At 72.5% G+C, this 20049-nt stretch carries 18 protein-coding genes, 1 tRNA gene and 1 riboswitch; of the genes, 5 read left to right on the top strand and 14 right to left on the bottom strand.

What is annotated here, in order from left to right:
* Positions 1-227 precede the first annotated feature (227 nt).
* From ACT26F_RS05290 to ACT26F_RS05275, 4 genes are read right to left on the bottom strand one after another with little or no spacing between them, the layout of a single operon-like run.
* On the bottom strand, positions 228-1733 hold the full coding sequence (locus tag ACT26F_RS05290; protein WP_471669449.1) for a precorrin-2 C(20)-methyltransferase: 1506 nt from the start codon (positions 1731-1733) through the stop codon (positions 228-230).
* A complete protein-coding gene (locus ACT26F_RS05285; RefSeq protein WP_471669448.1) occupies positions 1730-2401 on the bottom strand; it encodes a precorrin-8X methylmutase in 672 nt (223 codons plus the stop codon). Before ACT26F_RS05285 ends, ACT26F_RS05290 begins: the two co-directional genes overlap by 4 nt.
* Positions 2398-3279 carry a nitrite reductase gene (locus ACT26F_RS05280; protein ID WP_471669447.1) on the bottom strand — a complete coding sequence of 294 codons (882 nt, stop codon included), beginning with the start codon at positions 3277-3279 and terminating at the stop codon, positions 2398-2400. The genes ACT26F_RS05285 and ACT26F_RS05280 overlap by 4 nt, the downstream gene beginning before the upstream one ends.
* Positions 3276-3890, bottom strand: a complete 615-nt coding sequence (locus ACT26F_RS05275; RefSeq protein ID WP_471669446.1) for an alpha/beta hydrolase — start codon at positions 3888-3890, stop codon at positions 3276-3278. Before ACT26F_RS05275 ends, ACT26F_RS05280 begins: the two co-directional genes overlap by 4 nt.
* A gap of 40 nt (positions 3891-3930) precedes the next feature.
* Positions 3931-4057, top strand: a riboswitch (cobalamin riboswitch).
* Positions 4058-4084: 27 nt separating this feature from the next.
* Between ACT26F_RS05275 and cobN the strand changes: the two genes are divergently transcribed.
* A complete protein-coding gene (gene cobN / locus ACT26F_RS05270; RefSeq protein ID WP_471669445.1) occupies positions 4085-7651 on the top strand; it encodes a cobaltochelatase subunit CobN in 3567 nt (1188 codons plus the stop codon).
* Positions 7648-8436, top strand: coding sequence for a precorrin-6A synthase (deacetylating) (gene cobF, locus ACT26F_RS05265; protein WP_471669444.1), 789 nt, complete (start codon positions 7648-7650; stop codon positions 8434-8436). Before cobN ends, cobF begins: the two co-directional genes overlap by 4 nt.
* On the opposite strand, the gene ACT26F_RS05260 is transcribed toward cobF, so the two are convergent.
* Both ACT26F_RS05260 and ACT26F_RS05255 read right to left on the bottom strand, forming a co-directional pair.
* Positions 8376-9050, bottom strand: coding sequence for a hypothetical protein (locus tag ACT26F_RS05260; protein WP_471669443.1), 675 nt, complete (start codon positions 9048-9050; stop codon positions 8376-8378). The two genes, cobF and ACT26F_RS05260, sit on opposite strands and share 61 nt — an antisense overlap.
* A gap of 51 nt (positions 9051-9101) precedes the next feature.
* On the bottom strand, positions 9102-10067 hold the full coding sequence (locus ACT26F_RS05255; protein WP_471669442.1) for an L-lactate dehydrogenase: 966 nt from the start codon (positions 10065-10067) through the stop codon (positions 9102-9104).
* 73 nt (positions 10068-10140) lie between these two features.
* On the opposite strand from ACT26F_RS05255, the gene ACT26F_RS05250 reads away from it, so the two are divergent.
* A tRNA-Pro gene (locus ACT26F_RS05250) sits at positions 10141-10214 on the top strand.
* A gap of 43 nt (positions 10215-10257) precedes the next feature.
* Here the strand turns inward: ACT26F_RS05250 and ACT26F_RS05245 are convergent.
* Genes ACT26F_RS05245 through ACT26F_RS05225 form a run of 5 tightly spaced genes read right to left on the bottom strand, consistent with a single transcriptional unit; the run spans position 10258 to position 16531 of the window.
* Positions 10258-11091 (bottom strand): galactosyltransferase-related protein, encoded by an 834-nt coding sequence (locus tag ACT26F_RS05245; RefSeq protein WP_471669441.1) that lies wholly within the window; start codon positions 11089-11091, stop codon positions 10258-10260.
* A gap of 8 nt (positions 11092-11099) precedes the next feature.
* A complete protein-coding gene (locus ACT26F_RS05240) occupies positions 11100-12101 on the bottom strand; it encodes a glycosyltransferase (RefSeq protein WP_471669440.1) in 1002 nt (333 codons plus the stop codon).
* A complete protein-coding gene (locus ACT26F_RS05235) occupies positions 12098-13171 on the bottom strand; it encodes a glycosyltransferase (RefSeq protein WP_471669439.1) in 1074 nt (357 codons plus the stop codon). Before ACT26F_RS05235 ends, ACT26F_RS05240 begins: the two co-directional genes overlap by 4 nt.
* Before the next feature lie 10 nt (positions 13172-13181).
* Complete coding sequence (locus tag ACT26F_RS05230) at positions 13182-14303, bottom strand: glycosyltransferase (RefSeq protein ID WP_471669438.1); 1122 nt, start codon at positions 14301-14303, stop codon at positions 13182-13184.
* Positions 14300-16531, bottom strand: a complete 2232-nt coding sequence (locus tag ACT26F_RS05225) for a catalase (RefSeq protein WP_471669437.1) — start codon at positions 16529-16531, stop codon at positions 14300-14302. Before ACT26F_RS05225 ends, ACT26F_RS05230 begins: the two co-directional genes overlap by 4 nt.
* Before the next feature lie 137 nt (positions 16532-16668).
* On the opposite strand from ACT26F_RS05225, the gene ACT26F_RS05220 reads away from it, so the two are divergent.
* Positions 16669-17772: a carboxylate-amine ligase gene (locus ACT26F_RS05220; protein WP_471671654.1), complete on the top strand. Its 1104-nt coding sequence runs from the start codon at positions 16669-16671 to the stop codon at positions 17770-17772.
* A gap of 89 nt (positions 17773-17861) precedes the next feature.
* Positions 17862-18251, top strand: a complete 390-nt coding sequence (locus tag ACT26F_RS05215) for a carboxymuconolactone decarboxylase family protein (RefSeq protein WP_471669436.1) — start codon at positions 17862-17864, stop codon at positions 18249-18251.
* A 10-nt stretch (positions 18252-18261) separates the two neighbouring features.
* On the opposite strand, the gene ACT26F_RS05210 is transcribed toward ACT26F_RS05215, so the two are convergent.
* From ACT26F_RS05210 to ACT26F_RS05200, 3 genes are all read right to left on the bottom strand, one after another.
* Positions 18262-18819, bottom strand: coding sequence for a DUF2231 domain-containing protein (locus tag ACT26F_RS05210; protein WP_471669435.1), 558 nt, complete (start codon positions 18817-18819; stop codon positions 18262-18264).
* 90 nt (positions 18820-18909) lie between these two features.
* Positions 18910-19326, bottom strand: coding sequence for a VOC family protein (locus ACT26F_RS05205; protein ID WP_471669434.1), 417 nt, complete (start codon positions 19324-19326; stop codon positions 18910-18912).
* Positions 19327-19383: 57 nt separating this feature from the next.
* Positions 19384-19971, bottom strand: a complete 588-nt coding sequence (locus tag ACT26F_RS05200; RefSeq protein WP_471669433.1) for a hypothetical protein — start codon at positions 19969-19971, stop codon at positions 19384-19386.
* Positions 19972-20049 lie beyond the last annotated feature (78 nt).

Genomic DNA, 20049 nt, shown 5'->3' with positions numbered 1-20049 from the left:
CACCACCGGACCCCCGCGGGCGGTGACTTACGCACCCCAAACGAGGCGCAGCGGTACACAACTCACCGCCCGACCCACCACCACACCACCGGACCCCCGCGGGCGGTGACTTACGCACCCCAAGCGAGGCCCAGAGGTACACAACTCACCGCCCCACCCACCACCGCACCACCGGACCCCGCCGGCGGTGACCTGCGCACCCCAAACACGACCCAGAGGTGCGTAGGTCACCGCTCCACGAAGCGCGGGGTCCAGACGCGGCCGTCGGGGGTGACGCGGGTGGACGAGGCGCCGACGATGATGAGGCACTTCATGTCGATCGACTCCGGGTCGAGGTCGGCGAGGGTCGTGACGACCAGCGACTCCTCGGCGCGCCCGACGTCGCGGCCGACGACCACGACGGTCGCCGGATCGCGGTGCTGCAGCAGGAGTTCGCGCATCTGCGCGACCTGGTGCGGGCGCTCGGACGAACGCGGGTTGTAGACCGCCAGCACGAGGTCGGCCTCGGCGATCGCGCGCAGGCGGGCCTCGACGACGTCCCACGACTTGAGTCGGTCCGAGAGGCTCACGACGGCGAAGTCCGCACCGATCGGTGCACCGGCGCGGGCGGCGACGGCCTGCACCGCGGACACGCCGGGGAGCACCTCGACGTGCACGTCGACGTACGCGGGGTCGGCGGCGGCCTCGAAGACGGCCGAGGCCATCCCGAAGATCCCGGCGTCACCGCCGGACACGACCGCGACACGGTGGCCCGCCCGCGCGAGGTCGAGGGCGAACCGCGCGCGGTCGAGCTCGACCGTGTTGCCCGAGGCGTGCCGCTCGAGGCCCTCGCGTTGGGGCACCCGGTTCACGTACGGCGCGTAGCCGACGACGTGGTCGACCGAGTCGAGGACCGCCGCCGCCTCGGGGGTGAGCCAGCCCTCGGGGCCGGGACCGAGGCCCAGCACGTGCACCGTCGCGCCCGGCGACGTCCCGTCGACGCCCGTGGCCGGATCGTCGTACCGGCGCCGCTTCGCGTGGGTGTCCCCCGGCACGATCACGAGCGAGAAGTACGGCACGTCGTCCGGGTTGACGTCGGTGACCCGCAGGTGGCGCTCGCCGGACATCGAGGCGCGCTCCACGTAGATCGCGTCGTCGAGGCGGCCCGCCTCGCGCAACGCGGCCACGACGTCCGGGAAGGTCCGCCCGAGCTTCATGATGATCGCGCCATCCGTGTCGGCGAGCCGCCGCGCCAGCTCGGCGCGACCGAGTGTGCCGGGCAGGACCGTCAGCACGTCGGTCTGCCGCACGAGCGGGGTACGCGTCGCCGCGGTGCCGGCGGCGAACGCGGGGACCCCGGGCACGATCTCGGTGTCGTACCGCAGGCTGAGCCGGTCGTGCACGTACATCGAGGAGCCGTAGAAGAGCGGGTCGCCCTCGGCGAGCAAGGCCACGTCCCGGCCCGCGTCGAGGTGGTCGGCGAGCCGGTCGGCGCAGTCCTCGTAGAAGTCGGCCATCGCTCCCGCGTAGCCGCCGGGGTGGTCGGTCTCGCCCGTCGTCACGGGGTACTCCAGGGCTTCCTCGATCGTCTCGCCACCGAGCAGGTGCGCGACGATCCGCCGCGCGTTCGACGACCGGCCGGGCGCGTGGTGGAACGCGACGACGGGGGCCGTCGCGACGACCCGCGCGGCCTTGATCGTCAGCAGGTCGGGATCGCCCGGGCCGAGCCCGACGACGATTAGCCGGCCGGTCATTCCCGCTCCTGGGCGAGCGCGTTGAGCGCCGAGGCCGCCATCGCCGAGCCACCTCGGCGACCGCGGACGGTCAGGAACGGCACGTCGATGCCGTGATCCTCGGCGAAGGAGGCGAGGGCGTCCTTCGACTCGGCCGCACCGATGAAGCCCACCGGCACGCCGATGATCGCCGCTGGTCGTGGAGCCCCGTCGAGCAGCATCTCGAGCAGGTGGAACAGCGCGGTCGGAGCGTTGCCGAACGCGACAACGGCACCGTCGAGCCGGTCGGCCCACAGCGACACCGCGGCCGCCGACCGAGTGGTCCCCCAGTCCCGGGCGAGCTCGGGAACCTGGGGATCGCCGAGCAGGCACAGCACGTCGTTGTCGGCCGGCAGCCGCGAGCGGGTGACGCCGGAGGCGACCATGGTCGCGTCGGTGAGGATCGGCGCGCCCCGCTCGAGCGCCGTGCGCGCAGCCGCCACGAGCCCGGGATGGACGACGAGGTCGCGCGCCAGGTCCGTCTGACCCGTGGCGTGGATCATCCGGACGGCGACCTTCTCGGCGTCGGCCGGGTTGCCGGCCAGGTCGGCCTCGCGACGGATCGTCGCGAACGAGTCGACGTAGATCGCGGGGCCGGACTTCTCGTACGCGAAGTGGGCCGTCGGTCGCACGGGAGTGGATGTGTTCACGCGTCCTCCAGGTCGGGGATCACGACGCTACGCCACGGCGTCAGCACGAGCCCGGCCGCACCGGAAGCGGCCAGGCGGGCGAACAACTGGGCCGTCACGAGGCCCTCGGGCAGGTCGACGACGTCGAAGGCGCGACCGTCGCCCTGGCGGTGCCGGCCGGGAGCCGGCGGGTCCGCGTGCACGCGCGTGCGCGGGTCGCGGGTCGTCCGGCCGAGCAGTCCGGAGGGTCCCCGGGGCAGCTCGTCGACGTGCCACGCGGCCTGCGGCCCGCTCCCGCGAACGCGCGAGAACTCCCGCGCGAGGTCGACGAGTCGCGCGGCCGCCTCGGCGATCGGCACGACGTCGCCCCAGCCGTCCAGCCCGGCGCGCAGCTGGACGTGGGCGGCGTCGACCGCCACGAGACCGAGGTCGAGGGAGCGCCCGAGGACATCCCCGCGACCGTCGTCGAGCACGAACAGGAAGCGACCTCCGAGATCGGCGAGTCCCGGCTCGGCGCACAGGCGCGCGTCGAGGTCGCGAACCACAGTGCGCAGGTCGGCCCGTCCCCCGGACCGCCCGGTCAACGGCGAGGCGACGATGTTCCGGACGAGCTCGTGGGTGTCCGAGGGCAGCAGGCCGGTCGCCCGGATCGCGTCGACGACCTCGTCCGGCACCTCACCGCCCGGCGCGTCGATGCCGCGCAGCTGGACGTTTGCACGGCTCGTGACCAGCACGGTGCCGTCGGCGTGGGCGCGCGCGACGTCGAGCAGGCCGCCGAGCGCCTCGGTCGCGATGACCCCGCCGGGAGTCCGGAGCCGGACGATCGCGCCGTCGCCGGCCGCCCACGGGCGGAACACGCCCGGGCACAGGTCGCGTCGGGTGCGCACGGTGCCGGTCATGGGCGCACCACGATCGCGGCCACGGCGTCGGCGTGCTCGTCGACGATCGTGAAGTGGTCGGCGGCGAGCTCGTCGAGGGTCGTCGGCCAGCCGGCCTCGTTCCACTGGGCGTGGGTGCTGCGGACCTCGTCGGTCAGGACGAGGTCGTCGAGCAGACCGTGCACGAAGGCCACGGTCGTCGGGCGCTCGGTCCGCGAGGTCGCGGGTCCCACGAGCGCGCCGCTGATCGGGTCCACCCGGTCGAACGAGCCCGAGGCGACGCACACCGTGCGCGCCAGCGCGATGCCGAGCCGGCGCTGGTGCAGCGTCAGGCTCGCCGCGGCGACGCCGCCGAGGGACCAGCCGACGAGCGTCAGCTCGTCCGGATCGTGGTCGGCGGACTCGCGGGCAAAGCGCAGCGAGGTGAGCAGCTCGGCGCGGCCGCCGTCCGGGGCCGAGGCGTCCCAGTCGGGGACCACGACGCGCCGGCCGTGCCCGGCGATCGCCTCCGCGAGACGGGTCAGGCTGAGCCGCTCGTTCGGTCCGCGCCCGTGCCAGAGCAGCACCGTCGGCCCCGTGCCGACGACGGTCGCGATGCGGCCGGGTGCGTAGTCCCGAACAGCCGTGGTCATGCCGCCAGCGTAAGCAGCACGGGGCGCGATGTCTCCGGGCAGCGCGGTACGCTGACGCGGTCCGCTCGCCGCGGACCCAGGAACTCCGGTGTGATTCCGGGGCGGTTCCGCCACTGTGAGTCCGAGCGATCGGCAAGCCAGACACTGGCCGCGGCGACTTCCGACCGTAGGGGCGAGAACCCCCAGGAGGATCGATGCCGCGCATCGCACTGCTGTCCACGTCCGACACCGACCTGCTCTCGGCCCGCGCCAGCGGAGCGGACTGGCTGTGGGGCAACCCCGTCCGAGGCGTGCCCGCGCATTTCGCGACCGCCGACCTCGTGGTGGCGCGGGTCCTCGGTACCGCCGACGACGTCCGCGAGCTGGTCCTGCCGCACATCGGTGACCGGCCGCTCGTGGTGCTCGGCGGCGAGCTGACGCCGAGCGCCGAGCTCATGGAGCTGTCGACCGTCCCGATCGGGATCGCGGCGCAGGCCCACCGGTACCTCGTCGAGGGCGGACCGGCGAACCTGGCCCAGCTGCACGCGTTCCTGTCCGACACGATCCTGCTCACCGGCGAGGGCTTCGAGCCGCCGGCCGTCGTGCCGGCGTGGGGGTGGGCGGAGCGCCCACATCCGCCGCGGCCCGACCTGCCGCGCATCGGGGTCCTGTACTACCGCGCCCACGAGGCGAGCGGCAACGCGGGATTCGCCCATGCGCTCGCCGACGCGATCGACGCCACGGGCGAGGCGACCGGCGTCCCGGTGTTCTCCGCCTCGTTGCGCTCGGCGCCGGCCGACCTGTTCGAGGAGCTGGCGACCCTCGACGCGCTCGTCGTCACGGTGCTCGCCGCCGGCGGTGCCACGCCCGCGGCCGCGTCGGCCGGCGGCGAGGACGAGGCGTGGGACGTCGAGCGGATGGCCGCACTCGACATCCCCCTGCTGCAGGGCCTGTGCCTGACGTCGAGCCGCGACGAGTGGCTCGCCTCCGACGACGGCGTCACGCCGCTGGACTCCGCGAACCAGATCGCCATCCCCGAGTTCGACGGCCGGATCATCACGGCGCCGTTCTCGTTCAAGGAGATCGATGCCGACGGCCTCCCCCGGTACGTCGCCGACCCCGAGCGGTGCGCCAGGGTCGCCGGGATCGCCGTCGCGCACGCGCGGTTGCGCCACGTCCGCCCCGAGTCCCGCCGGCTCGCGCTCATGCTCTCGGCCTACCCGACAAAGCACAGCCGAGTCGGCAACGCGGTCGGGCTGGACACGCCTCGCTCGGCGGTGCGGCTACTGCGGCGGCTGGCCGACGCGGGCTACGACCTCGGTGGCCCGGACGCGATCCCGGGCCTGTCGCTCGAGGACGAGACCGAGGCCGGCAACGCCCTGATCCACGCGCTGATCGACGCCGGCGGCCAGGACGAGGAGTGGCTCACGTCGGGCGACCTCACCGCGGCGCACGTGCGGATCCCCGCCGCGCAGTACCGCGAGTGGTTCGCCACGTTGGATCCCTCGCTGCGGGCGGGGATCGAGGAGGCGTGGGGACCGGCACCGGGGCGCCTGTTCGTCAACGACGCCGACGAGATCGTGCTCGCGACGATCACCGCCGGGAACCTCGTCGTGCTGATCCAGCCGCCGCGGGGGTTCGGCGAGAACCCCGTCGCGATCTACCACGATCCCGACCTCGCGCCGTCGCACCACTACCTCGCGGCCTACCTGTGGCTCGAGCGGGGATTCGGGGCGCACGCCGTCGTGCACCTGGGCAAGCACGGCTCGATGGAGTGGCTGCCGGGCAAGAACGCCGCCCTGTCGGCCGCCTGCGCGACGGATGCGGCGATCTCGAACCTGCCGCTCGTCTACCCGTTCCTGGTCAACGACCCGGGCGAGGGCGCCCAGGCCAAGCGCCGCGCGCACGCCACGATCGTCGACCACCTGATCCCGCCGATGGCTCGCGCCGAGACGTACGGCGACATCGCGCGGCTCGAGCAGCTGCTCGACGAGCACGCCAACATCGCGGCGATGGATCCCGCGAAGCTGCCGGCGATCCGCGCCGAGATCTGGCAGCTCATGCACGCCGCGGAGATGCATCGCGACCTCGGCCTCGACGAGCGCCCCGGTGACGAGGACTTCGACGACTTCATCCTGCACGTCGACGGCTGGCTGTGTGAGATCAAGGACGTCCAGATCCGCGACGGCCTGCACGTTCTCGGCGAGGCTCCGACGGGGGCCGTGCGCGTCGACCTCGTGCTGGCGATCCTGCGCGCCTCGCAGGTCTGGGGCGGCCGGGCCGCGGCGGTACCGGGGCTGCGCGCCGCGCTCGGACTGAAGGAGGGCGCCGCGACCTCCGCTGTCGACGAGATCGAGCAGCGGGCCCGCGGGCTGGTCGAGGCGATGGAGGCCGCCGCCTGGGATCTCGCCGTCGCCGCCGGGCTGCACGAGGACCCCGAGGTCGTCCGGGTGCTGGAGTTCGCGGCGACCGAGGTGGTGCCGCGGCTCGCGCGGACGACCGACGAGATCGACGCCGTCCTGCACGCCCTCGCGGGCGGGTACGTCCCCGCCGGACCGTCTGGCTCACCACTGCGCGGGCTGGTCAACGTCCTGCCGACGGGCCGCAACTTCTACACCGTCGACCCGAAGGCCGTCCCGTCCCGGCTCGCGTGGGAGACGGGTCAGGCGATGGCCGACTCGCTGCTCGAGCGCCACCGCGACGACACCGGTGAGTGGCCACGCTCGGTCGGTCTGTCGGTGTGGGGCACGTCGGCGATGCGCACGTCGGGCGACGACATCGCCGAGGTGCTCGCCCTGCTCGGTGTCCGTCCGCGGTGGGACGAGGCGTCGCGCCGGGTGTCGGACCTCGAGGTCGTCCCGCTCGCGGAGCTCGGCCGGCCGCGGATCGACGTCACGGTGCGGATCTCGGGCTTCTTCCGCGACGCCTTCCCGCACGTCGTCGCGATGCTCGACGACGCGGTCCGGCTCGTGGCAGGACTCGACGAGCCCGTCGACCAGAACTTCGTCCGCGCCCACACGCAGGAGGAGCTCGCCGCGCACGGCGACCCGCGCCGGGCCACGACCCGGATCTTCGGCTCCGCGCCGGGGTCCTACGGGGCGGGCATCCTGCAGGTCGTCGAGTCGGGGAACTGGCGCGACGACGCCGACCTCGCGGAGGTCTACACGGCGTGGGGCGGCTTCGCGTACGGGCGTGACCTCGCCGGTGCACCGGCCGCGGACGACATGCGTGCGAACTACCGGCGCATCCAGGTCGCGGCGAAGAACATCGACACCCGCGAGCACGACATCGCCGACTCCGACGACTACTTCCAGTACCACGGCGGCATGGTTGCCACGGTGCGCGCGCTGACCGGCAAGGACCCGCAGGCGTACGTCGGCGACTCGACCAGCCCGGACCAGGTCCGCACCCGGTCCCTGCGCGAGGAGACGCAGCGGGTCTTCCGATCGCGCGTCGTCAACCCGCGCTGGATCGGCGCGATGCAGCGGCACGGCTACAAGGGCGCCGTCGAGCTGGCCGCCACGGTCGACTACCTCTATGGCCTCGACGCGACGACCGGCGTGGTCCACGACTGGATGTACGACACCCTCGCGAAGGAGTACGTCCTCGACGAGGACAACCAGGCGTTCATGCGCGAGGCGAACCCGTGGGCGCTGCGGGGGATCGTCGAGCGACTGCACGAGGCTGCCGATCGTGGCCTGTGGCAGGAGCCCGACCCCGCGACCCTCGCCGCGATGCAGGAGGTCTACCTGTCGATCGAGGGCGATCTGGAGGACCGGTGAGCCGACTCCTGCTGATCGGCGTCGGTCCCGGCGATCCCGACCAGGTCACGCTGCAGGCCGTCGCGGCGCTGCAGTCGGTCGCGTGCGTCGTGGTGACCGAGAAGCGCTCCGGCGACCCCCTCGCGGCGGCCCGCCGGGCGCTGTTGGCCCGGCACGCGCCCGCCGTCCCGATCGTCGTGGTCGAGGATGCCGAGCGGGACCGCTCCCCCGGCGGGACGGGCACGTTGTCGGACTATCGGGACGCGGTCACGGCGTGGCACGAGGCCCGGGCGGCGCGCTACGCCGAGGCTATCTCCGGCATCGACGGGGACGTCGGCTTCCTCGTGTGGGGCGACCCGGCGCTGTACGACTCGACGATCCGGGTGCTCGACCGGGTGGCCGCCGACACGGACACCGAGCTGGTCGTGATCCCCGGCATCAGCAGCGTGCAGGCGCTCGCCGCGGCGCACGGGATCGTCCTGCACGAGATCGGCCAGCCGTTGCACGTCACGACCGGCCGCCGACTCGCCGAGGCCGTGGCCCAGGGGCAGGAGAACGTCGCGGTGATGCTCAACCGCGACCTCGCGCCGCTGGAGGCTCTCGACCCAGAGTGGTCGATCTGGTGGGGCGCCAACCTCGGCACGCGAACGCAGGAGCTCGTCGACGGGACGCTCCCCGAGGCGTTGCCGCGGATCCACGCGGCGCGCACCCGCGCGAAGGACGCCGCCGGGTGGGTCATGGACGTCTACGTGCTGCGACGTCCGACGTCGGCCGACTCGCCACGGCTGCGGCGTGCCGATCGGTAGGCCGGAGCCCGCAACGCCGTGACCCAGCCGTAGTTCGCGAGATCGGGCGGCGGTCGGCGGACGGGGTCGAAGCTCGGCTCCTGCGATGAGGGCCGGAGCAGTTCGAGGTCGCCGAAGGCGGTCCACTGGGCCGAGCCGTCCGACCACAGCAGGACGTAGCGGCGCGGACCCTGCGCGGCGGCGGCCAGCCACACCGGTCCGTCGGGCCCTCGGTACGGCAACAGCGTCGTGGCCAGATGGGGCGTCGAGGGGCGGACGACTCGCAGCACGAAGCGGCCGATCCGCGAGGAGCCCGTGCTGGCCAGGAGCACGTCGGACTCGCTGCTGAGCCCGAGTCGGATCGCGAGGCCGCGGATGTCCGCCCAGCCCTCGGGCAACCCGATCGCGGCGGAGATCCGGATGACGGCGTCGTGACGTCCGGCCTCGTCGATCCACGCGATCCCCGTCGGCGACCCGGTTCCCGTGGCGGTGTACCGCGACTCCCAGACCCGACCGCGCGGATGCAGCGGCTTGGGGGCGGTGCGCAGCGCGGCGAGCGCAAGGGTCGCTCCGGCGAGGAGGCGGCCTCCGGCGACGCTCGCGAGTCCGGTTGCGCCGGTGACCACGACGTTCATGCCGCAGCAGTACCCACTGCGAGCATCGTCATGCCTCGGGCGAGGCGGGGCTCAGATCCCGAGGTCCTGCTGGACCTTGCGCAGCGCCTCGGCGGAGGCGTGGAGTTGACGCTCCTCGTGGGCGGACATCCGCACGTCGAGGACGCGGGCGACGCCCTTCGCGTTGACGATGCTGGGGATCGAGAGGGCGACGCCGTCGATGCCGTGATGGCCACCGTGCACGATGCTGACGGGCAGGACGGCGTTCTCGTCGTGCAGGATCGCCTCGATGATGCGCGCGCCGGAGATGCCGATCGCATAGTTCGTGGCGCCCTTGCCCTCGATGACGGCGTACGCGGCATTGCGGACCCGATCGGTGATGTCCTCGAGCTCGGCGTGCGAGAACGGCCGCTGGTCCGAGGCGCTCGCCGACGGCTGCCAGTCCATGATCGGCACGGGACCGATGCGGGCCTGGGACCACAGCGCGAACTCCGTGTCACCGTGCTCGCCCACGATGTCCGCGTGCACGCTGTTCGGTGCGACGCCCGCGCGCACCGCGAGCAGCTGCCTCAGTCGCGAGGTGTCCAGCACGGTGCCCGACGCCATGACTCGCTCCACGGGCAGGCCGCTGATCTGCTGCGCCGCGACGGTGAGGACGTCACACGGGTTGGTCACGAGCATGAAGACCGCGTTCGGCGCGTACTCCTGCAACACCGGCAGCATCTTCTCGAGCAGCTTGACGTTCGTTCCGGCCAGATCGATACGGGTCTGGCCCGGATCCTGCTTCGCGCCGGCGGTGATCACCACCACGTGGGCGCCGGCCACGACCTCCGGATCGGCCCCGCCGATGATCTGGCTGCTGCCGGTGAAGAGCGCACCGTGCTGCAGATCGAGGACCTCGGCCTCGACCTTCGGCTTGTTGATGTCGTAGAGGGCGATCGTGCGCGCCGACCGTCGGATCATGGCGGCGTAGGCCATGGACGAACCCACGCTGCCTGCCCCGACGATGGCGACCTTGGAGTTCTCGATGACTGCCATGACCCCATCATGGTGCCCAGACGGGTCGATGACGAGGGCGAAGTTCGCTGGGGTAGACTCGGTCCGGTTGTCACGGGCTGTAGCGCAGCTTGGTAGCGCACCTGACTGGGGGTCAGGGGGTCGCAGGTTCAAATCCTGTCAGCCCGACACCGTGATCTCTACGGAGATCGAAAGTCCCGGACCTGGGGAATCAGGTTCGGGACTTTCTTCGTGACGCGGCGGGCTCGCTCCGGACCCATCCGTCGCCGTGTCGTACGACGAGGCCCTCCCGCTCGAAGGCACGCAGCCAGCCATCCATCGGCCAGCGACCCCAGCGGTCGTGGAACAGGGCACCGTTGCGCAGGATGTCGTCGAGGTGACCGATCGGAGGGTCCTCGGTCCGATGGTGCTGGTGGAAGGCGCGGGCGCCACCCGTCCAGCCGAGCCGCACGCCCTGGCGGGTCGCGGACTGGGCGAAGTCGGTGTCCTCGGCGCCGTAGCCGACGTACTCCTCGCAGAAGCCGCCGATCCGTGCCCAGGTGTCGCGGGACATGGCGAAGGACAGCGACCAGAAGAGGTCCGGGTCATCGCCGTCGACGCGCGTTCCGGCCGGCGGCGCGGGCCTCGCCGGGTGCGGATCGTCCCACCGTTCCAGGACCGCCAACGGGTACCCGCCGTCCGGCGGGGGCGGCAGGTACGTGACCGGGCCGGACCACAGGACTCCTGGGGCCTCGGCGACGGCCTCGGCATAGTCCGCGACGAGCCCCGGTGACACGAGACAGTCGACGTCGAGGAAGACGAGCACGTCGGCGCCGTGGCGGATCGCCGCCCGGGCTCCGGCGTTCCGCGCGGCGGCCAGCGGCAGGCCGAGCGGACTTCCGGCGATCGGGATGACCCTCGCACCGGCCGGTTCCCGGCGCAGCAAGGCGGGATCCTCCATCGCCACGACCACGTGGTCGTCGGGAGCACGGGTGCTGCCGACCAGCGAGCGGCATTGGCCCGCCAGGTGCTCGTGGCGGCCGTGGGCGATGGTGATGACGGCCACGGAGGTCATCAGACGAGTGCCCGATCGAGGACCACACCGCTCACCAGGTCCGCGAAGCGGCGGGCCGCGCCGCCGTCGCACCACGCGGACCACGCCCTCCCGTCGAGCGACGCGGCGATCGCGAGCCGCTCACTCCAGCCGGTCGCGGGAAACGTCGAGTCGACCACAACCGGCCACGACCCGCGGGCCAGAACCCGCGCGGTCGTCCGCTGCTCGTCGTGGGGTCGATCCGCCGGGACGATCACGGCGGGACGTCGCGCGGCGGCCACCTCAGCGACGGCGTTCTGTCCCGCATGCGTGACCACGACCGCGGCGGAGCGAAGCGCGGACGAGGGATCGGCCAGCCACGCTCCCCCGGGTCCGCCGAGGATCGTCCAGTCCCACTCGGGGGTCTGTTCCCGCGCCTGATCGAGCTCGGCTGCCGTCGGTCCACCGCCGCCTCGGCCTGCGAGCACGACCACGCTGCGCGGATCGATCTCGTGGTCGGACGTACCGCCGACGTCATGGCGTGAGAGGCCACCGAGCCGGTGCAGCCTGCGCTCGGCGGGTGCGTCCAGCCCGCGCACCATCCCGCGCGCCTCAGGTGGCCAGAACGCCGCGAGGGCACGGGAGGCGGCGAAGCCCGAACGGTGCGCACGGTCCGCACGATCCCCGGGCAGGACGACCGACATCACGGGCACGCCGTGGAGGCGGGCGAGCAGCGCGACCTCGACCGAGACGTCGCTCACGAGCAAAGCGGGCCGCGCGTCGGCGAGCCACGCGGAGATCGCGCCCATCCGGCCCATGAGGCCGGGATCGCCGACGGGCGCCCAGTGCAGGAGCCCACCGGCCGTGACCTCCCGAGGCTCCCCGGCCGTGTCGTCGCGGTCGAGCTGGATCCACTCCCCTGCCCAGCCGGCGGGTCGGTGCAGCGAGGACAGCCCCGTCACCGGCAGGTCGAGCGCGCCGGCCAGGGTCGTCGCCCGATGCAGATGGCCGCTGCCAAGATGGTGGACGTAGTAGCCGATCACGCCGCGGTCCGCCGCATCGCCAGGTGGTAGAGGTCCTCGTAGCGGTCGACCATCACCGAGATCGAGCACCGCTCGACGGCGGCCTCCCGCACGCGCGACCGGTCACGTCCTGCAGCGAGTCGCATGGCCCGCGCGAGGTCCGCGACGTCGTCGGGCTCCGCCAACGCACCGACCGAGTCGTCGATGGTCTCCGGCAGGGCCCCGCGGGCGAAGGCCGCCACGGGCGTGCCGCAGGCCAGGGCCTCCGCGGCCACGAGACCGTACGGCTCGTCCCACATCGGCGTCACCACGGCGACGCGTGCGCTCGCCACGGCGTCGCGCAGGGCCTCGTGGTCCAGATGCCCGAGGTACCGGATCGATCCACCCAACCGCGGCGCGATGTGCTCCGTGAAGTACTCGTCGTCGAGGCGCGGTCCCGCCAGCACGAGGGGCATGTCGGCCGCACGGGCCGCGTCGACCGCCAGATGGGGTGCCTTCTCGGGGACGAGGCGTCCGGACCAGATCGCCGGCCCTCGGCCCGCTCCGGGTCGCCACCAGCCGACATCGACGCCGTTGGGGATCGTCGTGCACGCCACGGCATGGGACCACGCTGCCGCGGTGAATCGGCTGACCGCCGCGAACGTGCTGCTGGTCGGTGCGTAGTTCACCGCGGACTCGAGCCAGGGCACGGGCGGCGTGTGCAACGTCGTCACCATCGGGACGTCGACTGCCGAGGCCATGGCGACGGGCAGGTGGTGCAGGCTGCTGTTCTGGATGATGTCGAATCGGTCGCGCCCCGATTCCGCGAGCTCGAGCATGAGCCCCAGGTACGCGTGGTGCTCGCTCATCCACGACGCCGGGGTCACCGCGGTGTCCGCGCGCTCGGTGCGTCCGGGACGGAAGATGTCGACCGGCAGTTCGGTCGCGCCCAACCGCGGATCGGAGCCGGGCGCGGCAAACAGCGAGACCTCGTGACCCCGCGCGACGAGTTGCCGCGCGAGAGCGTGCGTGTGGGCCTCCAGCCCGCCGGCGAACGGCTCTCGGATCGGGAAGCGGCTCGAGGCGATGAGACAGATCCGCAGGCCGGTCACCGACGCCACGTCATGCCAGCAGCGATCGGTAGAGGGCGTCGTGCGCTGCGGACACCGCGACACGTTGGTCGCGGCGCTCGTCGACACTCGCGGAGTGGTCCGGCCGGTCGGCGTGGGCGTGGGCGATGGCGTCGCGCAAGGAGTCCTCGTCGAACCGGTGCTCGTCGAACACGTACGGCAGGACGGGTCCCTGGTCGGCGAAATGGCCACATGTCGGAGCCACCACCGTGGTTCCGAGATCGCGGCACGCCTCGAGCCAGCCGGAGTGCGTGCCGAAGCGGTACGGCAGCACCGCCACGTCGAGACTCGCCAGGTAGTCCCACAGCGCCTCGTCAGGCAGGAAGTCGTGCACCCTGAGGTCGACGTCCCCGGACGCGGACTCCGCCGCGAGCCAGTCGGCCAGCGCGGGGTCGCGGCGCGCGCCGTCCGGGTCGAGCACGTCGTGGTGGCCGTTCACCTGGAGCACCGCGCCGGGCAGACCTCGGACGGAGTCGGCCAGGACGCGCAGGACGGGCAGCGGATCCATGCTCTCGCGCAGGCTCTTGACGTGGACGCCGATCCGGAACTCGTCCGATGGTGCCTGGCGACGCCGTCGTCGCAGCCGCGCCATCGTGTCGAGCTCGACGACGTGCGGGTGCGGGATCACGATCGCCTCCCGGCCCCATCGCCGGCGGATCTCGGCCGCGGCGCCGTCGGTCAGGGTCACGACGGCGTCGGCAGATCCGAGCAGGACGTCGAGCTGGGCCTCGTGGAGGTCGGGCGCGACGTGGTGCGGATTGCGCAGGTCGTGCACCGTCTGCACCAAGGGCTTGTCCCGGGCGCGCAGCACCTCGACCAGCTCCTTCAGCTCGGCGGGCGAGCAGGCGTCGAAGCCGAACTGCACGTGGAACACGTCGAAGTCGGCCTCGGCAGCCCACTCGGGCCTCAACATCACCGGCGGCCACCATCGTCCGCCGGCCGTCCGGCGCGGGTCGTCCGGATCGGGATCGGGAAGGTACTCGAACGGGCTCGCCCCGGTGGGTGGCCCGAGGTGACGGACGTAGACGTGCGTCGAGGGCACCGAGGCGACGCGAACCGGGTCCGCGAGAGTGCGGGGACGTGGCGCGACGGCGTGGGTGGTCGGTGCGCTCATGAAATCGAGGCCGGGAAACGCTCCCACACGCGGTGCGAGCCCATCAGCTCTCGCACCTGCGTGAACACGTCGTCGGCGTCATCACCGACGACCACACCCGTCAGCCGACCGGAGTACCCGGCGGCCTCGAGGGCGTCGCCTCCCGCGCCCCAGGCGCCGATGGCCTTGGCCTGACGCCAGACCTCGTCGATCATCAGCTGGATGCGTGGATCGAGGCCGCCACCGCCGCGCACACCGGCCTTCTCATCGCGGGCGGCCAGCGCATCGGGCGCAGGCGCGGGCTTGCCGGCGAGCAGGAGCACGTCGAACTCGACCGAACGGGCCGTGGCGAAGGTGCGCTGCACGGCCAGCGAGCCGACCATGCCGCCGTGCGGGGCGACGATCAGCGGGACCATGTCGGCCGCGAACACGGCATCACGCAGCAGCTCGAGTCCACCGAGGTCGCCGTCGGGGTCGACGACGATGCCGACGGTCCGGCCGTCCGCGGGCCACGTGTCCCCGATCTGCGAGAGCGCCGGGCTCGGCGTCTCCTCGGTCAGCTCGATCGTCGGATCGGGCGCCGGCATCCCGAGAGCGGTCGCGACCTCGCTGCACAGCACGGGATCGATGTTGGCCAGGCTCTGCAGCTGACGCTCCTTGATCGCGTCCTCGCGGCACTTGGCCAGCTCGAAGGCGTACGAGCGGATGATGTGCTCCTTCTCGACCGGGCTCATGCTGCTCCAGAACAACCGGGGCTGACTGAAGTGGTCGTCGAAGGACGCGGGCTGGGCGCGCACCTTGGTCGACTCGGTGATCGTGACGGGCGCGTCCTCGAACGCCCGATCGTCGGCGCCGGCGAAGAACGGACAGCCTCCGTCGAGCGAGTTCGGCTTGTACGGCGCGACGCCGGCGTGCACGGCGTGCTGGTGGAACCCGTCGCGGAACATGTCGTTGACCGCGGCGTGCGGGCGATTGATCGGGATCTGCGAGAAGTTCGGGCCGCCCAGCCGCGTGATCTGCGTGTCGATGTAGGAGAACAGGCGCGCCTGGAGCAGCGGATCGTCGGTCACGTCGATGCCCGGGGGCAGGTGGCCGGGGTGGAACGCGACCTGCTCGGTCTCGGCGAAGAAGTTGGTCGGGTTGGCGTTGAGCGTCAACCGACCGATCGCCTGCACGGGCGCGAGCTCCTCGGGCACGAGCTTGGTCGGGTCGAGCAGGTCGATGCCGGCGAACTCCTGCTCCGGGTTGTCGGGAAGGACCTGGATGCCCAGCTCCCACTGCGGGAACGCCCCGGCCTCGATCGCGTCGGCGAGGTCGCGCCGATGGAAGTCCGGGTCGACCCCGTTGATCATGAGGGCCTCCTCCCACGTCAGGGAGTGCACGCCCAGCACGGGCTTCCAGTGGAACTTGACCAGCGTCGTCGTCCCCTCGGCGTTGGTGAGCCGGAAGGTGTGGATGCCGAAGCCCTCCATCATCCGGTACGAGCGCGGGATGCCGCGATCGGACATGTTCCACATCGTGTGGTGCTGGCCCTCGGTGTGCAGCGAGACGAAGTCCCAGAACGTGTCGTGGGCGCTCTGCGCCTGCGGGATCTCACGATCCGGATGCGGCTTGCCGGCGTGGATGACGTCGGGGAACTTGATGCCGTCCTGGATGAAGAACACGGGCATGTTGTTGCCGACGAGGTCGAACGTGCCCTCGTCGGTGTAGAACTTCGTCGCGAAGCCGCGGGTGTCACGCACGGTGTCGGCCGATCCGCGCGAGCCGAGGACGGTCGAGAACCGCACGAACACGGGCGTCGTGACCCCCTCGGCGAGGAACGCGGCATGCGTGACCTCGTCCGCGGTGCCGTAGCCCTCGAAGATGCCGTGCGCTCCCGCGCCGCGCGCGTGGACGACGCGCTCGGGGATCCGCTCGTGGTCGAAGTGCGTGATCTTCTCGCGCAGGTGGTGGTCCTGCAGCAGCGTCGGTCCACGGTCGCCCGCCTTGAGCGAGTGATCGCTGTCGCGGAGCCTCGCGCCCTGCGAGGTAGTGAGGAACTCCCCCTGCTGGTGCCGGGTCTGCGGATCCGCGCCGGTCTCGGAGCCGGTGGCGGTGCGGGTCTCGGGGGCGCCCTGGTCGTCCTTCACCGGCAGCGGTCCACGGGGCTCCGTCGGCTCCTCCACCGTGGGCGACTCCGGGGCGGGGCGCCCGGGAATCTCTGCCGCGGCGGCATCCTTGACGTTCTTCGCAGCCTTGCTCGGGTCCATCGGGGGCCAACTTTCCTCGGGGTCATCCGGGACGTACCCGATCCGGGCCGGATCAATCACGGGCCGGGGCCGTGTCAAGCTCCGCGGACGGGGTACGTCCGGGACATGACGAACGACGTGCAGGCACGGCATTGAGCGTGCACCGCGTCGGCATCGAGGAGGAGCTCTTCGTGGTCGACGCCCGGGGCCGCCTCGTGCCGCAGGCCGAGGCGGTGCTCGCCGCCCACCGCGACCTGGACCCGGAGCACCCGCTGGAGCACGAGCTCTTCCTGCAGCAGGTCGAGCTGAAGACGACGGCCCACGTCGATCCGGCGGCGCTGCGCGACGACCTCGTCACCCGTCGCGCGGGCGCGCTCGACGCGGCGCGGTCGGTCGGACTCGACCTCGTCGCGATGCCGGTCGACGTGCTGGGCGGGGACGACCCGGTCGTGACCCCCTACCCCCGCTACACGCGGATCATCGAGCGGTTCGGCGAGCTCGCCCGCACCACGATGGTCTGCGGCATGCACGTCCACGTGGAGGTCGACGAGGACGACGCGATCCGCGTGATCGACGCACTCCGCCCGTGGCTGCCGCTGCTGGCCGCGCTCGCGGCGAACAGCCCGTTCACGCACGGGCGGGACACCCGCGTGGCCAGTTGGCGCGGGCACCTGCGGGACACGTGGCCCTCGGCCGGCGTGGTCGAGCCGTTCCGCGACCGACAGGCCTACCGCACCCTCGTCGCGCAGGCGATCGCGTCGGGAGCTGCGATCGACGAGCACATGGTCTATCTCGACGCCCGCATCGCCACCCGCTATCCCACGGTGGAGGTGCGCGTCGCGGACGTGTGCACCGACGTGGAGGACGCCCTGCTCGTCGCCGAGCTCACGCGCGCCGTCGTGGCGACGATCGTGAGCGAGCGCACCGAGCCGGGCGCATGGCGCATCGACGTACTGCGCGACGCCGCCTGGCGGGCCCGGCGCGATGCCCTCGACGCCACGCTGTTCGACCCGCGGTCGGGACGGTTCGTCGGGGCCGGCGAGGCACTCGACTCACTCGTCGGGACCGTCCGGCCGGCCCTGCGCTCGGCCGGCACGCTCGACCGGGTCGAGTCCGGGGTGCACCGACTCCTCGCCTACGGCACGGGCGCCGTGCGCCAGCGCGCGGTGGCCGGCGACCCGCCCGATCTCGGCGCGGTCATGGCCGACCTCGTCCGCCGGACCGACCCACGACGCCGAGTCGCGCCGTTGACCGTGAGGTGAGTCACGCTCTTCCCGCATCGTGTGCGGGGTGGGTTAGCGTCACGACCACCCACCCCGGGGATGATGTGCCACCCGACCGAGAGGACGTCATGAGCCACGACCACGCCACGGAGTCCGCCCACGGCGAGGCGGTCCTGCGTCAGCTCGGCCCCCTGCACCGCCAGTTGTACCGCGCGATCCCCGACGTCTACCGCGGCTACGGCGAACTCTCGAAGGCGGCCTTCGCCGACGGCGAGCTCGACCGCGGGACCAAGGAGCTCATCGCCCTGGCGATCGGTGTGGTCGAGGGCTGCGAGGGATGCATCGCGACCCACGGCCAGGCCGCGGCGCGCGCCGGGATCACCCGCCAGCAGGCCGCCGAGGCCATCGGCGTGTCGATCGCCATGCACGGTGGTCCCGCGACGATCCACGGCGCCCGCGCCTTCGAGGTGTTCTGCGAGTTCGCGGATGCGGTCGGGGCCCCGGGTGGTGCCGGCTGACCTCGCGTCGTCAGTCAGCGTCCGGGTGGCCGCTTGCCACCACGCGTGCCTCGTTCAGGTGGGCTCCGAGGTAGCCGCCTGCTGCCGCGACCACGGCGGCGCCGAGGGCCAGGTTCCGGCCGCGCTCGTGGTAACCACGGTGCCGGGCATGCCACGACGCGATGTAGCCCAGCGCGGCCGTCGCGTTGGACACCGCATGGACCACGCCGACCCTGCGGTCGGTCTGACGCTCCAGGCTGCCCCACTCCGCCCATCCGGTGATCGCGGTGGGGATGGCGGACAGGATGCCGAGTCCGATCAGCCGGCGAGCGGCCGGGCGGGCCTCCGGTCCGCCGACGAGGTCCAGCACCGACGCCGAGGTCCACAGCCCCAACGGCAGGTCGGTCAGCAGCGGATGGACGGGGTGGCCCAGCCAGTCGCCCTGCAGGAGCCGCCGCCGCTCGGGTGACCCGATGAGCGCCCCCGCCAGCGGGCTCACCGCCCTGACGAAGGGATCGAGGGCGGGCGTGGCCTCCAGCTGCTGCGTGACCCGGACGAGGAGCGGCGCCGATCGCGAGTCGGTGACCATGGTGCTTCCTTTCATCGTTCCGATGTCTCAGGTGTACCCACGCGACGCCGGACCATGCAAGACGTGCGCGGGGGCCGGGACTCGGTCCGTTCAGTCGCCCACGAAGATGCAGAACGGGTGCCCCTCGGGGTCGGCGAAGACGTACAGCGGCTCGTCGGGATCGTCCGTGCGATCGAGCACGATCGTGGCGCCGAGCGCCTCCGCCCGCGCGCGTTGGCGCTCGAGCGCCTCGACGTCGGGCACCGTGCTGTCGAGGTGCAGCTGCATCGGCACGTCGGGGTCGGGCCACGTCGTCCGCTTGAGCTCCTCCGCCTGCTGGAACGCCAGTCCGTGCCCACCGTGACTCCCCCGCAGCACGAGCCAGTCGACGTTGTCCTCCTCGCCCTCGGCCGGCGGCTCGTCACCGGGCCGGTACTCCAGGCCGAACAGCTCGCGGTAGAACTCGGCGGTCCGCCGCACGTCCGTGGCGTCGATGACCGTCTGCCGGATCCGAGGATGCTCGCTCATGTCGACAGGAAGCCACAGCACGACGGTTCCGGCAACCCGTCGCCACCCGGTCGCGGCTCACGGCCGGGATGCCGGAGCCTCGTCGGGAGAGCCCGAGCGTGCCCAGACGAGGCTGCCGAACGCGATGGCGAGGGCGATGTTCACCGCCACCGCGACGACCCCGAGGTTGCCGATGTGCGCGATCGGCCAGGCCAGGATCGCCACGAGCGTCAGGAGTCCCTGCCACCGGTGACCCAGCGCGATCAGGGCCCACGAGATCAGCGCGAACGACGCCGGGAAGAACAGCCCGAGTGGCTTGATCAGGTTGGCGGCGCCGGGCTGGTCCACGAGCTGGGTGTCGCCGAGCGACATGTGGATCGCCTCGAATCCGTACGCAGCGTTTCCGACCATGCCGATCAGTCCGATCAGCAGGATCCAGGCCGCGAGCCTCGACTCGCGCGGGAGCCACGAGGCGACCCGCAGGACGACGAATCCGTAGGCGATGGCGCCGAGCACGTGCAGCACTCCGCCGGTGGCGTCCTCCCAACCGCGTGCGGCGTAGGTCGTGTCGGCGGCGAGGTAGACGAGTGGGGCGACCAGCAGCGCCGCGGTCAGCAGGCGGTCGGTCGGGGTGGTCAGCTCGGTGGTCGCGGCGGTGGTGGTCATGGCGTGTCCTTTCGTTGGCGTTGTCCGCCACCCTCGACGGTTCGACCCGCCGAGCGCGCCGGGGTTGACCCTGGACCC

The sequence above is a fragment of the Aeromicrobium sp. SP1 genome (assembly GCF_055663785.1).
The sequence above is the reverse complement of the archived record's forward strand: the minus strand, read 5'-3'. Positions and strand labels throughout refer to the sequence as shown.